Origin of the sequence: Rhizobium sp. AN80A (assembly GCF_030053015.1) — a bacterium.
Classification (GTDB): domain Bacteria; phylum Pseudomonadota; class Alphaproteobacteria; order Rhizobiales; family Rhizobiaceae; genus Rhizobium; species Rhizobium metallidurans.
On the sequence record NZ_JASJPX010000002.1, the window covers coordinates 576175 to 599141 of the forward strand.

Consider the following 22967-nt stretch of genomic DNA (forward strand, 5'->3'; position numbering starts at 1 on the left):
GACGCGTTACGAGCGAGCGACGCCGCTAATCTGGACCTGGCGTGTCTCTCGACGCAAATGATCGCTCATCAGCAGACATTCGAAATGTTCGAGGCGTATCAGAGGGACGGTCCGGAGACGGTTCCTTGAGGAACTCGCCATGCGATGATGCCGGACCCGCGCATGCATTTAGCTCGTGTCCAGGGATTAGCCAACACATAGAGATACTCACGACGTGTCGGCTCGCGCTGTTTGAGCCACCTTTGGGATTTAGTCATGAGGTAATAGTCGCGCGACTTGCCACGGGATTTTTTGCTTCCGCGCTCGTCAACTCCTATTCCTTGATGAACATGAGCGTGGATAACGGCGGCAAATCGGCTTCGATCGAGAATGAACGACCGTGAGCGGGTACGGGTTGGCCCGTGGCATCGCGAGCGTCCATTCCCGATCCACCATAGACCACATCGTCCGTGCTCAGTATCCTACGCCACAAGCCATCCAAGGGCACGCCTATCCTGTAGGCGTGGCGAGGCACGGGAGTAAAGTTCGATACAACGAGGCAAGCGCTGCTCCGCGTCTTATCGTACCGGACCATGGCCAGGACGGATCGCTCGGAATCGTCGGCGACCGCCCACTCGAACCCATCCGAATTCAGATCGCCGTGCTGAAGGCTCGGAAAATGCGAATATACCCGATTCAGGTCCCTTACCAATCGCTGGAGCCCTCGATGACGAGGATCGTCGAGCAGATCCCATTCGACCGAACCCTCGTGGTTCCATTCACTTCGCTGGCCAATCTCGCAACCCATGAACAGCAGCTTTTTGCCTGGATGGCCCCACATGAAAGCGAACAGCGCTCTTAGATTAGCGAGTTTGCCCCATTCGTCGCCCGGCATCTTTCCCAGCATCGAGCCTTTTCCGTGCACCACCTCGTCATGGGAAAACGGCAACACGAACCGCTCGTCATATGCGTAGATCATGCCGAACGTCATGGAACCGTGGTGGTATTTTCGATAGACCGGATCATCCGACATGTAGTGAAGAGTGTCATGCATCCACCCCATGTTCCATTTCATGTCGAAACCCAGGCCTCCGTGGGCGGGCGATCCCGTCACTTTCGGAAAGGCGGTGGATTCCTCGGCAATCATCAACACGTTGGGATGGCGTTCGTGAACGACGCTGTTGAGGTGCTTGAAAAACTCGATCGCTTCCAGGTTCTCTCGACCACCAAACCGGTTGGGGATCCACTCCCCTTCAGGGCGGCTGTAGTCCCGATAAAGCATCGAGGCCACCGCGTCGACGCGCAGACCATCGACATGATACCGTTCCAACCACTCGAGAGCGCTGGCGATCAGGAAGTTTTTCACCTCGGATCGTCCAAGATTGTATATCAGTGTGTTCCAGTCCCGGTGATACCCTTCCCGTGGGTCCTCGTGCTCGTACAGGGCGGTACCGTCGAAGCGGGCCAGTCCCCATACGTCGCTTGGGAAATGGGCCGGAACCCAGTCCAAGATAACGCCAATGTCGCTCTCATGGCATCGGTTGACGAAATATCCAAAGTCCTCGGGCGTGCCGTATCTTCCCGTGGGCGCGAAAAGTCCCAAGGGTTGATATCCCCACGATCCGCCGAACGGATACTCCATGATCGGCATGAGCTCGATATGGGTGAACCCCATCTCCTTGACATACGGCACCAGTCGTTGCGAAAGCTCGAACCAGTCGAGCGACCTTCCGCCGTCGGACATCTCCCTCAGCCAAGACCCTGGATGAACCTCGTAGATCGAGATCGGCCGATCCATGACATCCGTCGTCGCGCGTTTCTCCATCCATGAAGCGTCGCGCCACCTGACAGGTTCCGGCGATGCGACCACGGAAGCGGTGGAAGGGGCGGCCTCGGCACTGCGTGCTACTGGATCGGCTTTCTGGGCTAGCAGGTTGCCGTGACTGTCGACAATCTCGAACTTGTAGCGCTCGCCGACGGTCAAGCCAGGAATGAAGAGTTCCCAAACCCCTGCTTCACGCCTTAGTCTCATTGGATGTCTGCGACCGTCCCAACTGTTGAAATCCCCCACGACGGAGACCCTGCGCGCGTTCGGCGCCCAAACGGCGAAGCGAACGCCCTCGACGCCGTCGACGACAAGCGGGTTGGCGCCAAGCGCCGACGAAAGGCGGTAATGAGTGCCCTGCGATATCAAATGCAGATCGAGATCACCCAATAGCGGTGCGAAGCTATAGGGATCCTCCGTCTCTTGTGAGCCTTGAGGCCAGATAATCCTCAGCCTGTATGATGCTCCGCCCTCCAGGGCCGCCTCGAACAATCCGCCGGCGTCAACCAGCAACGACACCGCCAAGACCGATCCGTCGCCACGATCAAGCAATTCGACCCCTAGCGCTCCAGGAGCAAAGGTACGGATTTTTAACTCGCCGTCCAGCGCCGGGTGAGGTCCTAGAACCGCGAAGGGGTCGCCGTGCCTGCCCTCGACGATCGCGGCGAGTTCGCCTGGATCTAGATCCGATGTCATCACCACCTCGGTCTCCATCATGCGCGATCTCCCCGCGAAGGTGAAACGATTTTCGAAAATCCAAACAGTGGTATTGGCAGCCATTTTGGTCGATTGCGCGCTTCGTAGGCGATTTCATAGGCTGCCTTTTCCAGGAGGAAAATGTCGAGAAGCTCGCCGACTGTTTTCGGATCGCTCGGCAGCTCCGGTGACGCCGAAAGGGCTCGGGTATAGTTTTCAAGGAACGCTTTCTCGGCGGAGCCTCCGAACCGACTGATGACTAGCCGCCGACGCTCGTCGTGATGATCGGACACCGCGTCGTTCTCCAGGGTCGCCGTCGCCACGAGGTAGTCGAGCGAACGCAGCAGGCCCGCCGCGTCCCGCAGTGGGCTTGTCTTGGCGCGACGTTCGGCGAGATTTCGCGCTGGTTCGCCCTCGAAGTCGATGATGACAGCGTCGCCCTCCGACACCAGGATCTGCCCGAGATGGAAATCGCCGTGCGCGCGTGTCAACAACGTTGCCGCGGATTTCTCCGAACGCTGGGCGGCAAGCTCGAGAATCTGCTCCTTGCGAGAGAGTAAGTCGCGAACGCCTTCGTCGACCGCGTCATCGCCAGTGTCGCCCAGTTCCCGCAATTTCGAGAAAGCGTACGCGATCTCACCGGTGACCGCTGTCTTGATGGTATCGACGTCAGTCGACGAGGCGTGTCGTGGCGCGAACGATTGGTCATCGGTCGGTTTGGCCAGGAGCACGTGCAGCTCACCAAGGCGTTGGCCAATCATGGCAACGAAATTGAGGAGCGGGTCTAGCTGGTCGTCGGCAAGATCCAGGCCGGCTTCCGTGGTCGCCACCTCGTCCGCGATCCGCCTCAGATTGGCCAGCATCCAGTTCCACGCGTCGCCTTGATTGCGGATCGCGCCTTGAACCACGACGAGGGTCGACCGTCGACCTTCTCCATCGGTGCGAGCGACCTCGCCAAGAAGGGGCGCGGTATGTTCATAGCCTTGCTCTGTAAGAAAGCGGGTCATCTCGACTTCGGGGTGAATACCCTCGAACACGTGCCTGATGAGCTTGATCATCGCGACGTCGCCCATGATAAGCGAACTATTGGACTGTTCGGCCGAAAGCCACCTGATTTCCATTTCGTCGGTGATCTCGAGGCGGTCAAGATGCTCGGTGCCAATATATTCGATCGTACCGGAACGACCGGTAATCATCGATCTGTTTTTCAGGCCCTCGATTATCCCTCGCCCCATGGATTCCACGGTAAAGCCGTCCGTCAGAAATCCGACACGCCGCCCCTGTCTAATCCTTGCCAAGGCAAGCTGCTGGCCAAGGATGTTGGTCGTTGCGTCGTCCCATTCCACGGCGAGTGGAAGTTGATAGCTCTCGACGTGATCAGGTAGGACGGCTTCCAGCTCGCCGAGCACGACGCCATCGGCGAAGGGGATCGGGGTGGCTGAAACCAGCCTTGCCGATTGAAGCGATTGGTCCTTGGCGCCAAACCAACGCCGTCTGGATAGATATGCTGGAAGGATGTCGCCGCTCAAAACCCGTTCGTGCCGGGGTTCGTCCACGAGCTCCGTGAGGCTTCGGCGTATGACGACCGTGTGAAAATCTGGAAGTTGCTCGGGCGGAGCGGTGCGCCACGCTGGACCGTCCGATTGATCGGTGAGTTGAAACCAGAAAAAGCCATATGGCGGCAGCGTCAGAAGATAGGTGAGCTGTCCAATCGGCGGGAAAGGCGACATGCCCGTCATTTCGACGGGCACTCTTCCCTCGAAGGTCGAGAGGTCGAGCTCGACGGCTTGGGGTACTCTCGACAGATTGGCGACGCACAGGATCACCTCGCCCGCGTATTCACGAAGATAGGCAAGGATGCGCCTGTTGTCCGGCGTCAGAAATCGGAGCGATCCCCTACCGAAGGCGGGGTGCCGGCCGCGCAGCGCCAGCATGCGCCGGGTCCAGTTCAACAACGAGTGCGCGTCGGAGGTCTGGGATTCGACGTTGAGGGCCTCGTAACCGTATTGAGCGTCCGATACTGGCGGAAGGACCAGGCGCGCGGGATTGGCCTTGGAAAAACCGCCATTGCGATCGGGAGACCACTGCATCGGCGTGCGGACGCCGTCACGATCGCCGAGATAGATGTTGTCACCCATCCCGATCTCGTCGCCGTAGTAAAGCACGGGCGTGCCGGGCATCGATAGCAGAAGCGCGTTCATCAGCTCGATCCGTCTGCGATCGCGCTCCATCAGAGGCGCCAGGCGCCGACGGATCCGAGATTTATGCGTGCCCTCTTGTCGGACGCGTAGGTGTCCCAGAGGTAATCGCGTTCCGCGTCCGTCACCATCTCGAGCGTCAATTCGTCATGATTTCTGAGGAAGATCGCCCACTGGCAGGTGTCGGGGATATCCGGCGTTTGCCGCATGATGTCCGTGATCGGGAAACGATCTTCCTTGGCGATGGCCATGTACATGCGCGGCATGAGAGGGAAATGGAACGCCATGTGACACTCGTCGCCCTCTCCGAAATACTCGCGGGTATCCTCGGGCCACTGGTTTGCCTCGGCGAGTAACATGACGCCGGGATGGGTCTCGTCGAGAGCTGCTCGGATGCGCTTCAGGATCGCGTGCGTTTCAGGTAGGTTCTCGTTGTTGGTCCCCTCGCGCTCGACCAGGTAGGGAATGGCATCCAAACGAAAACCGTCTATGCCGGTCTCAAGCCAAAAGCGCATCACTGACAAGAGTTCCTCCATCACGAGAGGATTGTCGAAATTCAGGTCGGGCTGGTGCGAATAGAAGCGGTGCCAATAGTACGCACCGGCCGTCTGATCCCACGTCCAGTTGGACTTTTCGGTATCCAGGAAAATGATGCGGGTCTCGGGAAACTTTTGGTCATTGTCCGACCAGACATAGAAATCGCGCTCCGGACTATCCGGAGGCGCTAGCCTCGCCCTTTGAAACCATGGATGTTGGTCGGAGGTGTGGTTTATGACCAGCTCCATGATCACTCGAATATTGCGTTGATGGGCCGCTGAGACGAATTTGCGGAAATCATCGATCGTCCCGTAATCGGAACTGACGCTGCCGTAGTCCGCGATGTCGTAACCATCGTCTCGTCTGGGTGAGGGAAAGAACGGCAGGAGCCATATGGCGGTCGCACCCAACGCCGCGATGTGATCGAGCTTCTCGAAAAGGCCTTGGAAATCGCCTATTCCGTCACCGTTGGCGTCGTAAAAGGACTTTATATGCAGTTGATAGATGATGGCGTCCTTGTACCACGAAGTGACGTCCGCGGTCTGCGTGGCGCTTGCGCCTATTGACACGTCGTCCATATCAAATCTCTCCTGTTTCGACGCGCCAGATGGCGAACGGCAAATGCGATGGATCGAGCCTGAGCGTCCGCCACTTCCCCGTTAGCGAGAACCGGCCGCCGCTGACCAAGTCTTCCACGTCGATCGTTCCACCGTCGTCCTTGCCCGATTTCCATAGGGGAATTTCAACAGTGCTTTCCTCCACGCCATGCGGGTTCAGGCAGATCCCGATAAGGAGAACGTTATGGCGGCCGGGCGCGGCTTTTTCGAAGAAGATCACATTTGGATTTGATGAGCTGAGAAGCGTGAGCCCAAGATGGGAATGGAGCGCGGAATTATCTCGTCGGATCCGGTTCAACATCGTTATTTCCGCCTTGATGTTGCCGGGGCGGTCATAGTCCCAGGCGCGGATCTCGTATTTCTCGCTGTCGGCGTATTCCTTGCGCTTGACGTCTGGTCGGCCCTCGCAAAGCTCAAATCCGTTGTAAACGCCCCACAGACCGGAAAGCGTGGCGGCCAGGGCGGCGCGAATGACAAACGCTGGCCGCGGGGCGTCTTGGAGAAAGTCCGGATTGATGTCGTGCGTGTTGACGAAAAAGTGGGGCCGAAAGTATTCCCGTGCCTCGGTCTGAGTGATCTCGAGCATGTACTGCTCGAGCTCCCACCGGCTGTCGCGCCATGTAAAATAGGTATACGACTGCGAAAAGCCCACTTTAGCCAGCCGATACATCACCTTGGGTCTGGTGAACGCTTCCGAAAGAAACACAACGTCGGGATGTCGGGCGCGAATGTCACCGATCAGCCATTCCCAGAAGGGAAACGGCTTTGTATGCGGGTTGTCCACGCGAAAGAGCTTGACGCCCTCGTTGACCCATAGTTGGACGATATCTCTCAACTCCTCCCAAAGCGCTGGCAAAGCGTCTCGCGCGTAGAAGTCGACGTTGACAATGTCCTCGTATTTTTTTGGCGGGTTTTCGGCGTAACGGATCGTCCCATCCGGCCGCCATTCAAACCAGCCCGGGTGCTCCTTGAGCCAAGGGTGGTCTGGTGACGCCTGAATTGCAAGATCCAACGCCAGTTCCAGACCCTCCTGCCTGGTCGCCGCGATCAACCGTCGAAAGGAATCGAACCCGCCAAGCCGAGGATGGATCGCATCATGCCCGCCATCCGCCGAGCCAATCGCGTAGGGGCTCCCCGGATCATCTGGCGCGGCCAAAAGACTGTTGTTTCGACCTTTCCGGTTCGTGCTTCCGATCGGATGGATCGGTGGAAAATAAAGGACATCAAATCCCATCGCGCGGATCGCGGGTAATCGAGCGATGACGTCGTCAAAAGTGCCGTGCCGGTTCACGTCTCCACTTTGCGATCGCGGAAACACCTGGTACCAGCTAGCAAACGATGCCTCCACGCGTTCCGCATCTATCAACGAAGGCGTTGACCGCACCCGGAATAATCGCGCGCCGGCTTCAAGCATCAGATCCGATAGACGAGATGACAAAAGCAGCCGCGTCTTCTCGGTCGCGTCCGCGTCATCGAGACTAGCAACGATCCCGAGAAGCCTTTCGCGCAGCGCGGGGTCGCTCGTCCCACCAGTCATCGCGGCGGTGGCTTTACCGACCAGGGTCTCTCCCTCGATCAGTTCCAGGGTGAGATCGAGACCGGCCTGCGCTTTCTTGGAGAGCTCATGGCGATATATGGCGAATGGATTCTTCCAGGCTTCAACGCAAAATTCAAACCGGCCAATCCTGTCCAGTCGAAACGCGCCGACCCATCGATCGTTGCCATCAAGCGCCAACGGTGCCCCCCGCCACGCATCATCGTCCACCGCTCGATACAGCAGGGCCGCCTCTATTCGATCGTGACCGTCGGCGAAAATGTCGGCTTGAACGGAGACCAAATCGCCGACGACCCGCTTGGCGGGAAAACGTCCGCCTTCGACCCTAGGCTCAATGTTTTCTATCGCGATCTGTGCTGATTGGTCTGTTGCCTTCCCCGGCGAGGTAACGATCTCATTCGCGATCACGGCGCTCGCGGCCGCGGGAGCAACGCGACATCGCCGGGCGAAAGCACGCCGCTCGTGGCTTCTTGATCGGGAAAGAATGGCGGGGCGGCCGCCGATATGATGTCAATGGGGTACGAGGAAGGATTGCGAAGATCGCGGTTAATGGCGAGCAATTCCACATGCTTCGCCACGCGAAGATCCGCAGCGTCCGAGAGGGTGATGACGGTCACTCGAGCGGAAGTTTCATGGGCGAAAGGCGCGACCGTTTTTCGCGATGCCATCACCTCGTTGGCGTCTCTAACCGCGGCGGAAATATCGAACCCGCCGCTTGAACGCATCATACGCACGTTTTGGCCCGCGCCTCGGGTCGCGTCTTGTGGCAAGACGGCGCCGAATTCGAATCCCATGGGGATCATGATGCCGTCGCCAAGTCTCGCGGAGAGCCAGAGCGAGCGAAGGGACTTGCGCTGGCGTATCTCTTGGCTATCGGTTCCATGCGCGAGCCTGGTCGCGAACGGTGCTTCGGGAAAGGCGACTTGCATGCCAAGTCGCTGTTGCAAACGGTGTTCCTCTAGAAACCAGCCATCGCGCATGTTCCACCACGCGAGCGAGGAGAACACACCGTCGAAGCCAAGGTCCCGTAACTTTCCGCGAAAGGCGAAATCGGTGCCGGGCGTGTAAACCAGCCGCAACGACTGAGCCGTGCCCGTTGCCGATCGAGCAACGCGATGAAGATCCGCGTCGCTCAATGCATCAAGGCCCATGTAGCGAAATCCGGAGACGCCAAGAGAAGATAGCCGCGACACAACGTCGTTGAGGCCGTCTATATCGGGCGCTTTAACCGAATGCCGCCAAGGCGCGGATGGCGAACGTCGCGGATCGAGCGAACCCGGGCCATCGCCGAGGCTTGATCCGCTCGCGGTGAACGCGACATCCATCATGAGAGCGACGCCCCGCGATCTTGCGGCTTCACACAAAAACGCGGCGCTTTCTTCAACCCCACCCGTAAATCGTAACGCCGGATCGATGGAGTCGTAGTCGACGGAAGCAAAAATGCTTCCTCCCGGATCATGCCTTTGAAAAAATGGACCCGTCAGTACCGCGTTGAAGTTCAATGAGGCGGCATGATCGAACATGGCGAGCCAGCTCATCTCGTCGGGCAGGTCGAGTGGATTGACATAATATATGCGGGGTCTCGAGCTTTCGGCGCGGCTCGGAGGTATCATCGGTGGTGTCTCCACGAGCGGGCGCGTTCAGCGCCAGGTTCCTTGACCAGAGCCATCGAAACTTCCAGACGATGTTCTTGTTCCTGGGGGAGGTTTGGAATTGTCGCGCTCGAAGCGATTCATGGCCTCGCCAAGGCGGTGCGCCCGACAATCGAGGCGAGTGCCCGGGTCGGTTCGACGTGAAGGGTGATTTGCGATGGAAGTGTTCCCGGCCAGGACGAGGCGAGCGTCAAGAGCCGATCCCGCGACGGAGCCCATGCCGTGTGGAAAGACAACAAGTTGGTCGGGGCGGACATTGTTCTTTTGCTGATGGCACTTGGCGACCTAACGATGTTGACCCGAACAAAGAAGTCGGCCGCGAAGCTGGGTGAGGGCCGCGAGACGTCGACCGCGGAGCAGCTGAAGGCTTGGCGACCAGGCTGGCCCGCCGCTTTCCGCCTCTTTACCGAAGCGGTCGGAGCAATTCTCACGTCGCGAATGCCGCCCATTTTTCGGGGGCTTGCACCTGAAGAGAGCCCGCGTCTAGTTGCGGCACAGGCTCTGGGCGTTTCACCAGGTAATGACTTCACGCTTCTCGATCGATTGGGCGGCGACGTTGCCGGAGCGCTTCAGTTGCTGCCGGAAGGTGAGTTGCCGCCTGTCTTTTCGCCCGCCTTCGAGGTGTTTGCACGCGTTCGCTAGGACTCGGACCCTGCGCGCCGCGTGCCTCGTCAGGATAAAGTGTCAGCGGTGGTGCTCATCCACGCGCGATGCCGTTCTTCATCTTGTCGCGCCTGCATGAAGAAGGCCTTGGAGGCGGGGATCGCATCCTCGTGTCGGGCCGCCCGCTCATAAGCCGTGACTGTATCGTCTTCATTGGTCTTCATCGCCTTGAGGATCGCGGTATCGCCAATGAGACCGGCGAGCGCGATTTTACCGGTGGTGAGCATCTGCTTCATATCGCCCTTGGTCGGGGCCTCGATCCCGAGCTCGCGAGCCATCGTGCTCAGCACGCGCAGATGTTCAACGTGGTCCTCCTTGAACCTGGCGATCTGAGTGCTGAATTCTCGATTATCGAGACGCTCGATGCAAGAATCGTAGGCGGCGATCGCATCGTGCTCGAGGTAGATCAGATCCTTTACCAATTCCTCGATACTTGACTCGTGTCCGACCATCGTGACCATCATGCTCTCCTTGTACGTTGGACAATTATGGGGAACGGCGTTCGTTGACCGATGTTCCCGCGATTACGCGACTGTCGTGCGCCGTACAAACGCGGAGGGCGAAGTCACCATGGCTGGCTGACCAACATGCGGTGAGATCTTGTCCCATTGGGTCAGGGACAATGTCGATGGCGCGTAAATGTCTGTCGCTGATCGGCCACCACGTTCACTGTTGGACGCATCGTTCGCGCTTTGCATGACCGTAGACGCCTTTCCCGGGGCGATTGCCGATGATCAATATCGCGAACTTCTCTCAGCCTCTCTTCCCGGCTTGCTCGCCGCGTTGTCGCTCTTCCAGGTCTCCATTTTCAGCCTTCCATTGGTGCCAGGGCCCGATCCCTTGAAATCCAGTGTGAACTTGAGGAACCTGAGCGGGTGACCGTCTGGATAGCCAAGACTGGGCTTGACGGTACTTGCACGAGGCGTGGACGCCGACGGTTATTCCGAGCCGATGCATAGACGGCGCCTGTCAAGACGAAAGCAAGGGGTCGGCCGCGCCTCGAACGTCCGCGACCTCGACGTAGGGAAGCCAGTCAGGATTACCCTTCTCATTCGGCCGGTTAACCCAGATGCCGCGAAAACCTAGCGCGTAGCGGGCTTTCATATCCCAATACATGCCCATGGCCACATGGACAGTCTCGTCCGCGGTCACCCCGATGGCGCGATAGGCATGCTCGAGGAACTTTCTCGAGGGCTTGTAGGCTTGCGCCTGTTGCGCGGTGATAACGTGATCGAATGGGAGGCCGATGCGTTCGACCATGGGGGCGATCAGGTCGTCATCGGAATTCGTCAAGATGGCTAGCTTGTAGCGTTCACCGAGCCGCCGCAGCGCGTCTGGAACGTCCGGGTGCGGTCCATCGTCCTAGGCGAGTTTGCGATACGCTCGAGATCATCATTGTCCAGCTCCACGTGATGCGTTCGGAACGCCGCGAGAAAGCCGGACCGCGGAATATCCTCGTTAGGCCGATGAGGCTTCGCCGCCGTCGTTCGCCTTGCTTCCCTTGAAAAGCTTCGAGGATCTGTCCGGCGTCGACATCCGTTCGATCACCGGCTGCTAGCGTCCTACCCTTCGTCCAGGAGCACTTCGTACCACCGCACGAGAGCCCCGTAGCAATCAAACGTGATGACCTTGGGAGCAGGGCCGATAAATGACGGTTCAGGCGCGTGGTTCAGGTCTGGTGGAACCTGTTCAAGGGAACCGTTTTCCACGGCCATGTCGGCGGTCGCTTCGACGAGATCGAACGACTGCTCCTCGCCCGCCAGTCGTTCGTCCGCTCGCTTTGCGAGCCGCGTATCATGGCTTGTCCGCGGCCACGTGCTCGGCAAGCTCGCCCTTGCTGATGAAGGTGTCCGTCGCTCCCGCCTCGTGATCAGGGTGCGAAACCTCGATTTCGATTTCCTCCGGAAGCTCGAGTGCTTGTTCAGCGTTCATCAAGCCAAGGGGAATTCGATCACCATCCGATGTGACAGCTACCTCGACGATTTTGGAAAGCTTATCCAAGTCCATCTCCTTCGATGTGACAGTTTCAAAAACCAAACCGGCGGAGGATCCGATCAGCGCAGCGCCATCTCGTCCGCTGCCCTTGGACCTTGGCAAACCCGCCGTGTCCCGCCATGAGGCTGGTAGGTGTTGTCTTCAGGCCTATAGGACCGGTAACGCGATGCGCACCAAGTCGCCACGCGCTCCCCCACGGAGGACGATCGCGCGGCTTGGCCTTTCGAGTATTTCGAGACGGGCGCGGTGGTTTCAAGCGGCGGCGAACAGGTTCTGACCTCGCCGCTAAACGAGCGGTAGGAATTCGTCGCGGGATTGAACGAACGATATCGGCTGGCGCACCAATTGAGATGGTCCGCCGACAAGGGCACAGCGCTGGCCGCACGAGACATCGAAGCCGCGACTTCCTGTTCCTCCGGCGCCGTTGTCCCGGCGGTCCGAACAGGTGCCGAGGCGTATGTCGAAAGAACGGCGGGTATCCGCTCGAAGGTTTGGGCGGACCGATCGATCTTGACCGGCGCCGAGGTCCACAAATCCGACCCCTCCATTGTCATCGACGCCGACCTGTCCGAGCCTTCTACGACTGAAGTGACGGACGCTATTCCAAGCGACGCGCCAACCGCGCAGGCCAGTCCGCAAGCGAGAGATGTGATGGTCTTCATGACGTTTTCCAGATGCCAAATTGTTCCGGTGGAGGAAACGCGAAAGAAGACAAACCGTTCAATCGAGTTTGAAATCGTCAAGAAGCGGTCGATCGCGGATAGCGCGAGCTGGCAAACGTTGGCCGGCTCCCGGCCCGCGACGAAGCACTGGCGTTTCGCGGTGTCGTTGTTTGATCTCCTTCGCGCATTACAACGCACGGGCTGATGACAAGAACGGGCCGAGCGATCCTAGCGCCCATCCCTGGGGCATCGGCGGTCCACTTATGTCATCGATGCGGAAGGCTCCGCGCGACATTAGAGCCCGACATGGATGCCTGCCTCTTCCCTCGGACCGCGCCGGCGCGTTTCGGTTGGCTAGCCATTCTTCTCGCGCGCGCCGAGTGGGCGGTTCGAGCGCCCGAGACCCGCTGGCCGGCACGCCGCCGTTGTCCGCGCGCCCGCGAGCCCAAGGGGAGCGTCGTGGGAAACTCCGTTCGTCCATGTTCCGCGAGGAGAACTGTCTTCACATATTGCCCGCGATCCTCTCATGCGGCATGATTGGTGGTATGCTGAACCTTTTTGATCCAGACAATTTCATCGTGCGCGCCGAGGTTCGTATCCTCGACATCGAACCCGAGATCAGCCGTGTTCTCGAGCTGCCGATCAGCCTCAACCTCGCTCAACTGCACGAAGTGCTGCAGGCTGCGTTCGGATGGACTGATAGTCATCTGCATCAGTTCAATATCGGCGGCCTGATTTATGGCGCGCCGGAGTTCGATGAGGATGGTCTGTCCGACAACACGACCTTCGAGGCCACCGAAGTGAGGATGACTGATTTTCATTTTCCCCATGGCGGCAACGAGGACGCGCTGACCTTCCTCTACGAGTATGACTTCGGAGACGGTTGGCGCCACCTCCTTCGCTTGATCCGCGTTCCTCGCGAGGAGGGTGTGAAATATCCCCGCTGCATCGCCGGTAAACGCTCCGGACCTCCAGAGGATGTGGGCGGAACTTCTGGTTATGCCGACTTCCTTGAAGCCTGGCTCGATCCCGAGCACGAGGAACACAAGGATATGCGACGATGGGTCGGTCGCAAATTCCATCCGGAAGCCTGTAATCTCGATGATATCAATAAAGCGATCGTCAAAGCGATGCGTCGATCAAGGGAGGCTATCGCTTCCGTCGAGAAGAGCGTTATTGATCCAGCCAGCGATCAACCAAAAGGTCGAGATACCGGGCTGAAATAGCAATCATCATGGTTTCCCGGCTGAAGGGTCCTTGACGCATAAATGCGTGGGTCCGCTCAGCTTCGTCGCCAGGCGCGTGCCACGCGATCCAGATCAGCACGGGGCATTGGCGACAAAAACATATCGTTAGCCGGGGTAAAACGCCGCGCGCCACCACGTTCGCGTCACCGAGGGCTGGCATATTTGGAGAAGAGGTAATCGTAGCGGCGCGCGGTCGACCGCGCCCAGATCTGGGCTCCGCCAAGGACGATCCGGCGTGACCGTTGATCATGCCGTCGTCGAAGCGGAAACCTGAGCGGATTTAGAGCGGAGGGCCCGAGGCCGAGGATGCCCCGGGCGCTACGTGGAAGGAAGCCTTGCCGCGCATAACCGGGGAGATTTCATGACGGAAGACACACTCGTGACATTCAATGCTGGCTCGTCCTCCTTGAAGATCGGCGTCTTCGAAATGGCGTCGGGCGTGGCGCGTTCAGCGGGGCGGGCGAAGATCGACCTCGAGACCGGCCCTCCCCGGCTGTCTGGCAAGATTGGCGGCCTGGCCTTCGAACGGGAACTTGTTGGCGATCCAAAAGCCGACCTGGGTGATGTCGTCGCGCAGGTGATCGATCATCTGCATGCCGTCTTACCGGGCAAGATCATTGCCGCGGGGCATCGCGTCGTCCATGGCGGCATGACGTTCGACGCTCCGGTTCTGCTTGGTGATCAAGTCGTCACTGACATTGAAGGCTTGATACCGTTCGCGCCACTCCACCAGCCCGCTGCCTTGGGGGTGATCCGCGCCGTGAGGGACAGCCATCCCGCGATCGCGCAAACAGCCTCGTTCGATACGGCCTTCCATGCCTCGCAGAGCGATCTCGTCCGCCGCCTCGCGATCCCGCGGGCGATGCACGACGAAGGCGTTAGGCGATACGGGTTTCACGGCCTTTCCTATGCCTACATCGCCCGCGCGATCGCGCGGATTGATCCGCGAGCCGCGGCGGGTCGCGTCGTGGCATGCCATTTGGGAAGCGGGGCCAGCATTTGCGGCATGATCGGTGGCCGGAGCGTCGATGTCAGCATGGGGTTCTCGGCTCTTGACGGAATTCCGATGGCGACGCGGCCCGGCTGGATTGATCCCGGCGCCTTGCTCCATCTCATGCGAAAAGGCATGATCCAGCCGGAGCGGCTGGAGCGGTTCCTCTACCATGAATGTGGCTTGCTCGGTGTCTCGGGCATCAGCGGCGACACGCGGGTTCTACTCAAGGACCCAAGTCGCGAGGCTGCCGAGGCCATCGACCTTTTCTGCCTGCGTGTGGCGGGCGAGATATCGCGGCAGGTGGCCACGCTCGGCGGACTCGACGCCGTGGTTTTCACCGCAGGGATCGGCGAGAACCAACCCGACATCCGCGGCCGGATCGCGGCGCGGCTGGGCTGGCTGGGCCTTGACTTGGACGACGGCCGCAATGAAGCTAACGACCAGATCATCAGCACGGCGAAGAGCCGGATCACGGTTTTCGTCATCCCCACCGACGAGGAACAGGTCATCGCGAGCGAGGCCCTTTCCGTCGTCTCGCGTCATAGGCTGTGAAGGAGAAGATCGTGAACGATGTCGCCATGAATGTCATCGATGATGCCGAACTTGCCCTGATCGACCGTTATTGGCGGGCAGCCAACTATCTATCGGTCGGGCAGATCTACCTCATGGACAACCCGCTCCTGCGCGAACCGCTGAAGGCGGAACACATCAAACCGCGACTTCTCGGTCACTGGGGCACGACACCCGGGCTGAACTTCATCTACGCGCACCTCAATCGGGTCATCAGGAAGCGCGACCTCGACATTCTGTACGTTTGCGGCCCGGGTCACGGCGGCCCGGGCATGGTTGCGAACACCTATCTCGAGGGCACCTACAGCGAGGTCTACCCAGACATCCCCGAAAGCACGGAAGGTCTGCGGAAGCTGTTCAAGCAGTTCTCCTTCCCCGGCGGCATTCCAAGTCACGTCGCGCCGGAGACACCTGGCTCGATCCACGAGGGCGGCGAACTCGGCTACGCCCTGGTGCATGCCTTCGGAGCGGTATTCGACAATCCGAACCTGATCGCTGCCTGCGTTGTCGGTGATGGTGAAGCGGAAACCGGTCCACTCGCCGCTGCTTGGCACTCGACGAAGTTCCTCAATCCGTCCCGCGACGGCGTCGTGCTGCCAATCCTTCATCTCAATGGCTACAAGATCGCCAACCCCACGATCCTCGCCCGGAGCAGCGACGAAGATCTCACCAGTCTATTTCGAGGTTACGGGTATGAGCCAATCTTCATCGAGGGTGAGGATCCTCATGTCATGCACCGGAAGATGGCGGAGATAATGGAGTATGTCTTCGAAAGGATCCGCGAACTCAAGGACGAGGCTCGCGCCAACGCATCCTCGCCAGGCGTTCCCCGCTGGCCGATGATCGTCCTGAGAAGTCCTAAGGGATGGACGGGCCCGAAGGAGGTCGATGGTAAGAAAGTCGAGGGCTTTTGGCGCGCGCATCAAGTTCCGGTCGCCAATTGCCGGGGCGACGACGGGCATCGAGGGATTCTCGAGGAATGGATGCGGTCGTACGACCCCGACGATCTCTTCGACCACGAAGGACGGATGAAGGAGGAGCTTCGCGCCCTGGCTCCCACGGGAACGAAGAGGATGGGGGCAACGCCGTTCGCCAATGGGGGCCTGCTTCGCAAGGAATTGCTGGCGCGACCCATCAAGGATTTCGCCGTCGAGATTGGCGAGCGCGGCTCTCAACAGGTCCAGACCACGGAGATCTTCGGACATTACCTCAGGGAGGTCGTCAAGCTCAATGCCGGCAACAAGAACTTCCGCGTCTTTGGTCCCGACGAGACCGAAAGCAATCGCCTGGGAAGCGTCTTCGATGAGACACAGCGGGTGTGGATGCAGGCCATCGAGGATTATGACGTGCATCTGTCACGCGATGGCCGGGTGATGGAGGTGTTGTCCGAACATCTTTGCCAGGGGTGGCTGGAAGGCTATCTGCTAACGGGACGACACGGCCTCTTTTCCTGTTACGAGGCTTTCATCCATATTATTGACTCCATGTTCAACCAGCACGCCAAGTGGCTGAAGGTCACACGCGAACTGGAATGGCGGGCGCCGATCTCCTCGCTGAACTACCTTTTGACATCGCACGTGTGGCGGCAGGATCACAATGGTTTCTCACATCAGGATCCGGGCTTCGTTGATCTCGTCGCCAACAAGAAGGCGGACATCGTCCGCATCTATCTGCCGCCGGACGCCAACACGCTCCTGTGGGTCGGCGACCACTGCCTGAAGACCTATGACCGCATCAACGTGATTGTCGCGGGCAAGCAGCCGGAGCCACAATGGCTTTCCATCGAGGAAGCCGAGGCCCATTGCAAGGCAGGCGCCAGCGTCTGGGACTGGGCGAGCTACGAGGAAAACACGATCGCGCCGGATGTGGTCATGGCCTGCGCCGGTGACGTGCCGACGATGGAGACGTTGGCGGCGGTGATGTTGCTGCACGAAGCGATACCTGACCTCAAGATCCGCACCGTCAATGTCGTGGACCTACTCGCGCTGCAAGATCCCGAACAGCACCCCCATGGCATCGATAACGCGGCGTTCGACCGCATCTTCACCAAGGACAAGCCCGTCGTTTTCGCCTACCACGGCTATCCATATCTCATACATCGGCTGACCTATCGCCGGACGAACCACCAGAACTTCCACGTGCGCGGTTTTATCGAGGAAGGCACCACGACGACGCCGTTCGACATGACGGTGCTGAACGAGCTGGACAGGTTCCATCTGGCGCTCGGGGCGATAGCCCGCGTGCCGGGGCTGGCGGAGAAGGTGCCGGATGTCGCGAACCGCCTACGGGAGAAGCTCGCGGAACATCGTGCCCACGTCGAACGGTATGGAGAGGATATGCCGGAGATCAGGAATTGGCGATGGAAGCGCTGACGAGGAACTCGGCGCGATCCAGCATCAACCGGCCACAAGAGCGAACCGGCAATGCAGAGGGGAATAGGTTCAGGTGTCTCTGCGCGCCGAGGCAGCGCGCACCGAAAGGCCTTTCGCGGACAGCGGGAAGCCGCGTTTCACCCCTGTGCCCGCCATGGCGGTCCAGCTCCCTGAAGATTGTCGGGCACGACGTTGACCAGCTTCTCGCGACGCGCGACGTTGCCAGAGCGGATTTGAGCCACATCGTCATAACTGGACCTCACATCGATGGGTCGTCACGCCGATGTTATCTTCTCGTCGCATCAGGGCGATGGCCCTCTCGACGCAAGGCTATCGCCTCCAACGGAGCTTTCAAGGTGATCGCGCTGACAACGGTAGCGCGATCTTCTTGGACGGGTCGGTCGAAACGCTCATCCGAAGCCACTCGCTTGTCATCAGCGAGCGAGAACGGTGATAACACCGCAATAGCTCATCGCCGTCAAAAGCAGAAGCGACGCGGATGCCGCGAGAATGACGCGCCCGCCCGCGCTGGCGACGGTGCGAATGTTCACCGAAAGACCGAGCGCCGCCATTGCAAGGACGGTCAACGCGCTCGATAGCGTTAGCAAGAATGGGATGATCGCGGCTGGTATGAGCCCCATCGAACGAGCGATCACCACAATGATGAAGCCTATGATGAACCACGGAACGAGACCCCGTTGCGAATGGGCGCAATCACCGCGGTCCTTCTGAAGAATTCCAAGGACGAAGATGACCGGCCCCAACATCAGGACGCGCAGCAGCTTGATGAGCGTCCCGGTTTGCACCGCGACTAGGCCCGCGGGCGCGGCTGCCGCAAGAACTTGCGGCACGGCGTAGACCGTCAAGCCGGCCAAGGCGCCGTATTGCGTTACCGTCATGCCCGCATAGAGATAAACTAGCGGAAGGATGAGCACCGAGGCGACGCCCAGAACCGCGGTAAAGGCCAGCGCGGCGGCAACTTCGTCCGAATCCGCTTCGATCACCGGAGCAACCGCAACGATCGCGGAATTGCCACAGATCGAGTTTCCGCAGGCGATCAACAGGGCAAGCCGGCTCGACAATCCGCAAAAGCGGGCAACGAGAAAGCTGGCGCAGATCGAGATGACAACGATCGCCACCACGCAGACGACCAGCGTCGCACCGGCGCTTCGTAGCGTTCCCAAACTCAAGGAAGCGCCCAGAAGCACGATCGCGATCTCGAGCAATGTCTTGGAGCTGAAACCGATGCCCGGCTGCCATGATGTTTTGCCGGGTAAAGCCGTTCGCGTGATGATCCCGATCACGATCGCAAAGACCAGTGCTTCGAGAAGCCCGACCCCGAATACGACATGTTCCAGTCGCTCGAACAGATAGGCGGCCGCAGCCACCGCGATGCAGGCAAGCAAGCCGGGAACGATCTGGCGACCATGGTTGTAACAGTTATGGAGGGTCATCGGGCACCTGGAATTCTAATGATTGCTTGACAGATTTTTCAGCTAATCGCGTCGACTTCCATCGAATATTCTTCTACATTTCATTCGACAAAATAGAATGATTTCCCATGACCTTTGAACAGCTTGCAATTTTCGTCGCGGTGGCGGAACGCGAACATCTGACCAAGGCGGCGGCCTCGATCAATCTCACGCCATCGGCTGTCAGCACCGCGATCAAGAATCTCGAGCACCACTATGGCGTCGAGCTTTTTCACCGCGTCGGCCGCCGCATCGAGCTGACGGAATCGGGACGGATCTTCCTCGGCGAAGCGAAGTCATTGCTCTCGAGAGCGCGCGCGGCCGAGCTCGTGCTCAGCGAACTCGGCGGAATGCGGCGCGGAGCGTTGAGTGTGTTCGCCAGCCAGACGATCGCCAGCTATTGGCTCCCTTCCCGCCTCATGCGGTTCCACGCGTCACACCCGGGCATTGACCTCACTCTGACGATTGGCAACACCCGAACGGTCGCCGACGCGGTCATTTCCGGCGAGGCTGATGTCGGCTTCGTGGAAGGCGACATCGACGAGCCGGCGCTCGCGGCCTCGGTCGTCGCGCAAGACGAACTGGTGGTGGTCGTTAGTGCGTCGCATCCTTGGGCGCGCGGCGGAACACCACCGAACGACGAGCTTGTCGCCGCACCTTGGGTGATGCGCGAGATTGGCTCGGGGACCCGTTCCGTATTCGAGGACGCGCTTGTCGAGATGGGTATAAAGGTCGGGGATTTGACGATCGCGATGGTGCTGCCATCCAACGAGGCGATCTTGTCGGCACTCGAGGACAGCCTGTGCGCCGCCTCCGTTTCCCGTCTCGCCGCTCAGCAACACATCGAGGCCGGCAAACTGATCGAGGTCGATTTTTGCCGGCCGGTCCGTGAATTTCGCCTTCTGAACCACAAGGAGCGGCACAACAGCAGGGCCGCCTCGACTTTGATCGAGATGTGCCGCGTCAAAAAGCTCTAGCTGCCGCTCAAAGCTCAGCCAGCGCCGCGAAGGTCGCGGCGAACGATGCGTCGGCGCGATAAAAGACCGGCGGCTCACCGACCGGCGCGGCAATACTGATTTCCTGACCGCCGGCATACGCCTCGCCGCTCCATACGTGTATCCAGTCAACGCCGTTTGGCAGATAGAGCAATCGTTCTTGCTGTCCGGCTTGCCAGACAGGCGCGACAAGCAGTTCCTTGCCATAAAGGTAGCTGTCCTGGATCGCATAGGTGTCGCGGTCGTCTTCATGATGCAGGAAGAGTGGTCTCTGCACCGGAAGGCCTGTTTCCTCGGCGGCTGCCGACAGTGTGCGGAGATAGGGTGCCAGATGCACGTAGAGGCGCGTCATGCGCGCGAAATGCGCCAACACTTGTGGATCCTGGTCAATCTGGACGTTGTCACGGGGCCGATTTCCCTCATGCGTGCGCATGACCGAGGTGAAGACCGACATCTCCGCCCAACGCATCAACAGTTCAGGGGTCCGTACGTTTCCGAACAAGCTGGTGTACCCCCCGATATCGGAGTGATGGTATGCGTTGCCGAGCAATCCTGACGATAGTGCCGCCGAGATGACGGTCACGAGACCGTCATGGCGCGAAAAGTCAACCGATTGGTCTCCCCCCCATAGCAAAGGGCAATGCGCTTGGACGCCGGTGAAGCCTGCCCGCATGAAGAACAGCGCTTCACCAGTCATTCCACGCGAGGCGACGGCATTGGCATTGACCTCGGCCCAAAGGGTCGGCCACGCATTGTGCATCAGCTTGGCGTCGATGCCATTGTCCAGATTGACATCGATCGGCAGGTATTCGCCAAAATCCGCCATCCAGCCGGATAGACCGAAATCCAGCATCTTCTTGCCGATGACCTCTTCCGCAAACCATTCGGCCGCTTCCGGATTGGTGAAATCGACGACGCCGCAATCGAACTCGCCGAAATCGACCAGGGCTGTCGCGCCTTCCGCGGTCTTGGCAAAATAACCGGCACGTTCAGCCTCCGGGAAGAGCGGACCATCAACGCATAGGTAGGGGTTCACATAGCCCAGAAAGCGGATGCCCGCGTCATTCAGCTCGGCGATCTTCTGGCGTAGACCCGGATAGCGCTCCTCGTTAGCCTGCCAGTCCCAAAACAGTCTTGCGCCGAAGGAGGTCTGCCTAAGCCCGACCCAGTCCTCACACCAGAGGCCGGAGACCTGTACGCCGGCGTCCCGCATCGCCTGCAGCCTGGCGAAGGAGTTGACACCGTCTTTCAGGCCAATGATCGCACCCTTATAGACCCACTCGGGTAGGCGCGGCTGGCGGCCGAAGCGCTGGGAAAGCTGGCGGACGAGCTCTACGAAACTGGGCGCCGCGAAGAGCTCGATCCGTTCGGGGATCGCCCAGGCCTCGATCTCGTGGAAGCTCTTGTGGCGGAAGTCGAAGACCGAATAGGCGGTCGTCTCCACATGCAGTGCGTAGCGTGCCGACGAGACATAGGTCGGCTGCGGGTAGTTGGTATTGAAGTAGTCGCCGCCGGCGCGATCCTTGATGTTGGACTTGAAGGTAATCTCGCTGGTCTTGTCGCGGCCGACGCCCGGCTCGGACGTCCAGAGCGGAAAACGCCTGCCGCGCATGTCGAAATAAGACATCTGCTCGCCGCCACCCCAGACATGCTCGTCATGGTCGGCGGCGACCCGCATCCAGAAGCGGTTGATCAGCGGATCGAGGGCTTGGATTTCGATGGCGCTGTCGGTGAGGGTCAGGACGAGGCGTGGCGGCTGGCCAGCGCGTTCCGACAAGGCGATCCGGCGCCCGTCGATCTCGGCATGCGCCAATCTGCTGCGCTCGATCACATAGTCCTCGATGTCGAAATTGCCGCGATACATGTCCATGCGCTCTTCGCCAATGCCAACGAAAATCGCGGGTGCGCTGCTCGTGTGGTTGAGAACGACGCGCCCGTCGAGGGACACGGTGAAGCCCGAAGCAGTCGCCTCGAGCACGATGCGTTCTCCGGTCCCGCTCGCGTGCCTGAGTTCAGTCGGCGCCGGACGTTCGAGTGTTGAATCGGTAAACATATGATGTCGCTGCATTGCTGTGGCGTGGCTCATCCCTTGATGCCTCCCGAGGTCAGGCCGGACACGACACGCTCCTGGAAGATGACGATCAGGATTGCCACCGGCACGATGCCGACGACGAGCGCGGACGAGATGACCGGCCAGGGAAAGGCGAACTCGCCCTGATAGAGCTGGATACCGACAGGGAGGGTACGGAGCGACGGATTGGAGTTGAATGACAATGCCAGCAGGAACTCGTCCCAGGCGTTGACGAAGGCGAGGATGCCCGCGGTGAAGACGCCGGGCGCGCAAAGGGGAACGACGACCTTGAAAAGGGCGCCAAGCCGGGTGCAGCCGTCGATCATCGCCGCATTTTCGAGATCGCGCGGGATGCCCTCGAAGAAAGAGATCAGCATCAGCGTGCAGATCGGCAGGGACAGCACCGTATAGGGTAGGATCAGTGCAACCCACGTGTTCAAGAGATTGAGCGAGCGCATGATCTCGAAAAGCGGTACGAGCAGGGTCACCAGTGGGAAGGTGGAGACGGCGACAATCAGCGCCAGGATCAGTCCACGGAAACGCAGGTTGAGCCGCGCCAACGCGTATGCGGCTAGAACAGATATGAAGAGCGTGAGCAGCGTCGACAGCAGCGCCACCATGAAGCTGTTGAACAGGAACAGATGCAGCGGCTGGTCGGAGAAAGCCTGCATGTAGTTTGCGAGCGTGGCTTGATGCGGCAGCCAGGTGATCGGTTTCAGCGTCAGTTCGCTCTCCGTCTTCAGCGACGTGAACAAGATCCACAGTGCCGGGAACAGCCCGTTGACGAGCAGGATCGCGGCGGCAATGAAGCGCAGAGGTTTACCGGTCAGGAACGACGCGGGGCTGGGAACGACGACGGCGCTCATG

General features: G+C 59.7%; 11 protein-coding genes and 4 pseudogenes. 6 read left to right on the forward strand and 9 right to left on the reverse strand.

Going from position 1 to position 22967, the window contains the following annotated elements:
- Positions 1-313: 313 nt before the first annotated feature.
- The 3 genes and pseudogenes from glgB to P3R82_RS09195 all read right to left on the reverse strand — a co-directional run bounded on the left by glgB (position 314) and on the right by P3R82_RS09195 (position 9020).
- A complete protein-coding gene (gene glgB / locus P3R82_RS09185) occupies positions 314-2521 on the reverse strand; it encodes a 1,4-alpha-glucan branching protein GlgB (protein ID WP_112436696.1) in 2208 nt (735 codons plus the stop codon).
- Positions 2518-5813: pseudogene (treS, locus tag P3R82_RS09190) on the reverse strand (maltose alpha-D-glucosyltransferase). The gene glgB and the pseudogene treS overlap by 4 nt, the downstream one beginning before the upstream one ends.
- Before the next feature lies 1 nt (position 5814).
- Positions 5815-9020: pseudogene (locus P3R82_RS09195) on the reverse strand (maltotransferase domain-containing protein).
- A 427-nt stretch (positions 9021-9447) separates the two neighbouring features.
- On the opposite strand from P3R82_RS09195, the pseudogene P3R82_RS09200 reads away from it, so the two are divergent.
- Positions 9448-9644, forward strand: a pseudogene (locus P3R82_RS09200) (HipA N-terminal domain-containing protein); the annotation flags it as partial.
- A gap of 86 nt (positions 9645-9730) precedes the next feature.
- Here the strand turns inward: P3R82_RS09200 and P3R82_RS09205 are convergent.
- The 3 genes from P3R82_RS09205 to P3R82_RS09215 form a co-directional block, all read right to left on the reverse strand.
- Positions 9731-10183 (reverse strand): DUF2383 domain-containing protein, encoded by a 453-nt coding sequence (locus tag P3R82_RS09205; protein WP_112436692.1) that lies wholly within the window; start codon positions 10181-10183, stop codon positions 9731-9733.
- Between the two features lie 508 nt (positions 10184-10691).
- Positions 10692-11015, reverse strand: a complete 324-nt coding sequence (locus P3R82_RS09210) for a hypothetical protein (RefSeq protein WP_283193706.1) — start codon at positions 11013-11015, stop codon at positions 10692-10694.
- A gap of 501 nt (positions 11016-11516) precedes the next feature.
- Positions 11517-11723 carry a hypothetical protein gene (locus P3R82_RS09215; RefSeq protein ID WP_283193707.1) on the reverse strand — a complete coding sequence of 69 codons (207 nt, stop codon included), beginning with the start codon at positions 11721-11723 and terminating at the stop codon, positions 11517-11519.
- A 309-nt stretch (positions 11724-12032) separates the two neighbouring features.
- Here P3R82_RS09215 and P3R82_RS09220 point away from each other — a divergent pair, with 309 nt between their 5' ends.
- The 4 genes and pseudogenes from P3R82_RS09220 (at position 12033) to P3R82_RS09235 (ending at position 17562) form a co-directional block, all read left to right on the forward strand.
- Positions 12033-12584 carry a hypothetical protein gene (locus tag P3R82_RS09220; RefSeq protein ID WP_162724849.1) on the forward strand — a complete coding sequence of 184 codons (552 nt, stop codon included), beginning with the start codon at positions 12033-12035 and terminating at the stop codon, positions 12582-12584.
- A 304-nt stretch (positions 12585-12888) separates the two neighbouring features.
- A pseudogene (locus P3R82_RS09225) lies at positions 12889-13559 on the forward strand (plasmid pRiA4b ORF-3 family protein).
- Between the two features lie 428 nt (positions 13560-13987).
- The gene (locus tag P3R82_RS09230; RefSeq protein WP_112950533.1) at positions 13988-15172 is read left to right on the forward strand and encodes an acetate/propionate family kinase; all 1185 of its coding nucleotides are present in this window, start codon (positions 13988-13990) and stop codon (positions 15170-15172) included.
- 26 nt (positions 15173-15198) lie between these two features.
- A complete protein-coding gene (locus tag P3R82_RS09235) occupies positions 15199-17562 on the forward strand; it encodes a phosphoketolase family protein (RefSeq protein WP_112436288.1) in 2364 nt (787 codons plus the stop codon).
- 434 nt (positions 17563-17996) lie between these two features.
- Here the strand turns inward: P3R82_RS09235 and P3R82_RS09240 are convergent, their stop codons facing one another.
- Complete coding sequence (locus tag P3R82_RS09240; protein ID WP_112436259.1) at positions 17997-19016, reverse strand: putative sulfate exporter family transporter; 1020 nt, start codon at positions 19014-19016, stop codon at positions 17997-17999.
- Positions 19017-19123: 107 nt separating this feature from the next.
- On the opposite strand from P3R82_RS09240, the gene P3R82_RS09245 reads away from it, so the two are divergent.
- A complete protein-coding gene (locus tag P3R82_RS09245; protein ID WP_112950532.1) occupies positions 19124-20011 on the forward strand; it encodes a LysR family transcriptional regulator in 888 nt (295 codons plus the stop codon).
- A 7-nt stretch (positions 20012-20018) separates the two neighbouring features.
- On the opposite strand, the gene P3R82_RS09250 is transcribed toward P3R82_RS09245, so the two are convergent.
- Both P3R82_RS09250 and P3R82_RS09255 read right to left on the reverse strand, forming a co-directional pair.
- Positions 20019-22010 (reverse strand): alpha-glucosidase, encoded by a 1992-nt coding sequence (locus P3R82_RS09250; RefSeq protein WP_112436289.1) that lies wholly within the window; start codon positions 22008-22010, stop codon positions 20019-20021.
- A gap of 101 nt (positions 22011-22111) precedes the next feature.
- Complete coding sequence (locus P3R82_RS09255; protein WP_112436261.1) at positions 22112-22966, reverse strand: carbohydrate ABC transporter permease; 855 nt, start codon at positions 22964-22966, stop codon at positions 22112-22114.
- Between the last annotated feature and the right edge of the window lies 1 nt (position 22967).

Excerpts from the sequence above, each read along its gene's own strand:
- P3R82_RS09230 (WP_112950533.1), top strand. The coding sequence starts at position 13,988 with ATGACGGAAGACACACTCGTGACATTCAATGCTGGCTCGTCCTCCTTG.
- P3R82_RS09245 (WP_112950532.1), top strand. The coding sequence starts at position 19,124 with ATGACCTTTGAACAGCTTGCAATTTTCGTCGCGGTGGCGGAACGCGAA.
- P3R82_RS09240 (WP_112436259.1), bottom strand. The coding sequence starts at position 19,016 with ATGACCCTCCATAACTGTTACAACCATGGTCGCCAGATCGTTCCCGGC.
- P3R82_RS09255 (WP_112436261.1), bottom strand. The coding sequence starts at position 22,966 with ATGAGCGCCGTCGTCGTTCCCAGCCCCGCGTCGTTCCTGACCGGTAAA.
- P3R82_RS09235 (WP_112436288.1), top strand. The coding sequence starts at position 15,199 with ATGAATGTCATCGATGATGCCGAACTTGCCCTGATCGACCGTTATTGG.
- P3R82_RS09205 (WP_112436692.1), bottom strand. The coding sequence starts at position 10,183 with ATGGTCACGATGGTCGGACACGAGTCAAGTATCGAGGAATTGGTAAAG.
- glgB (WP_112436696.1), bottom strand. The coding sequence starts at position 2,521 with ATGATGGAGACCGAGGTGGTGATGACATCGGATCTAGATCCAGGCGAA.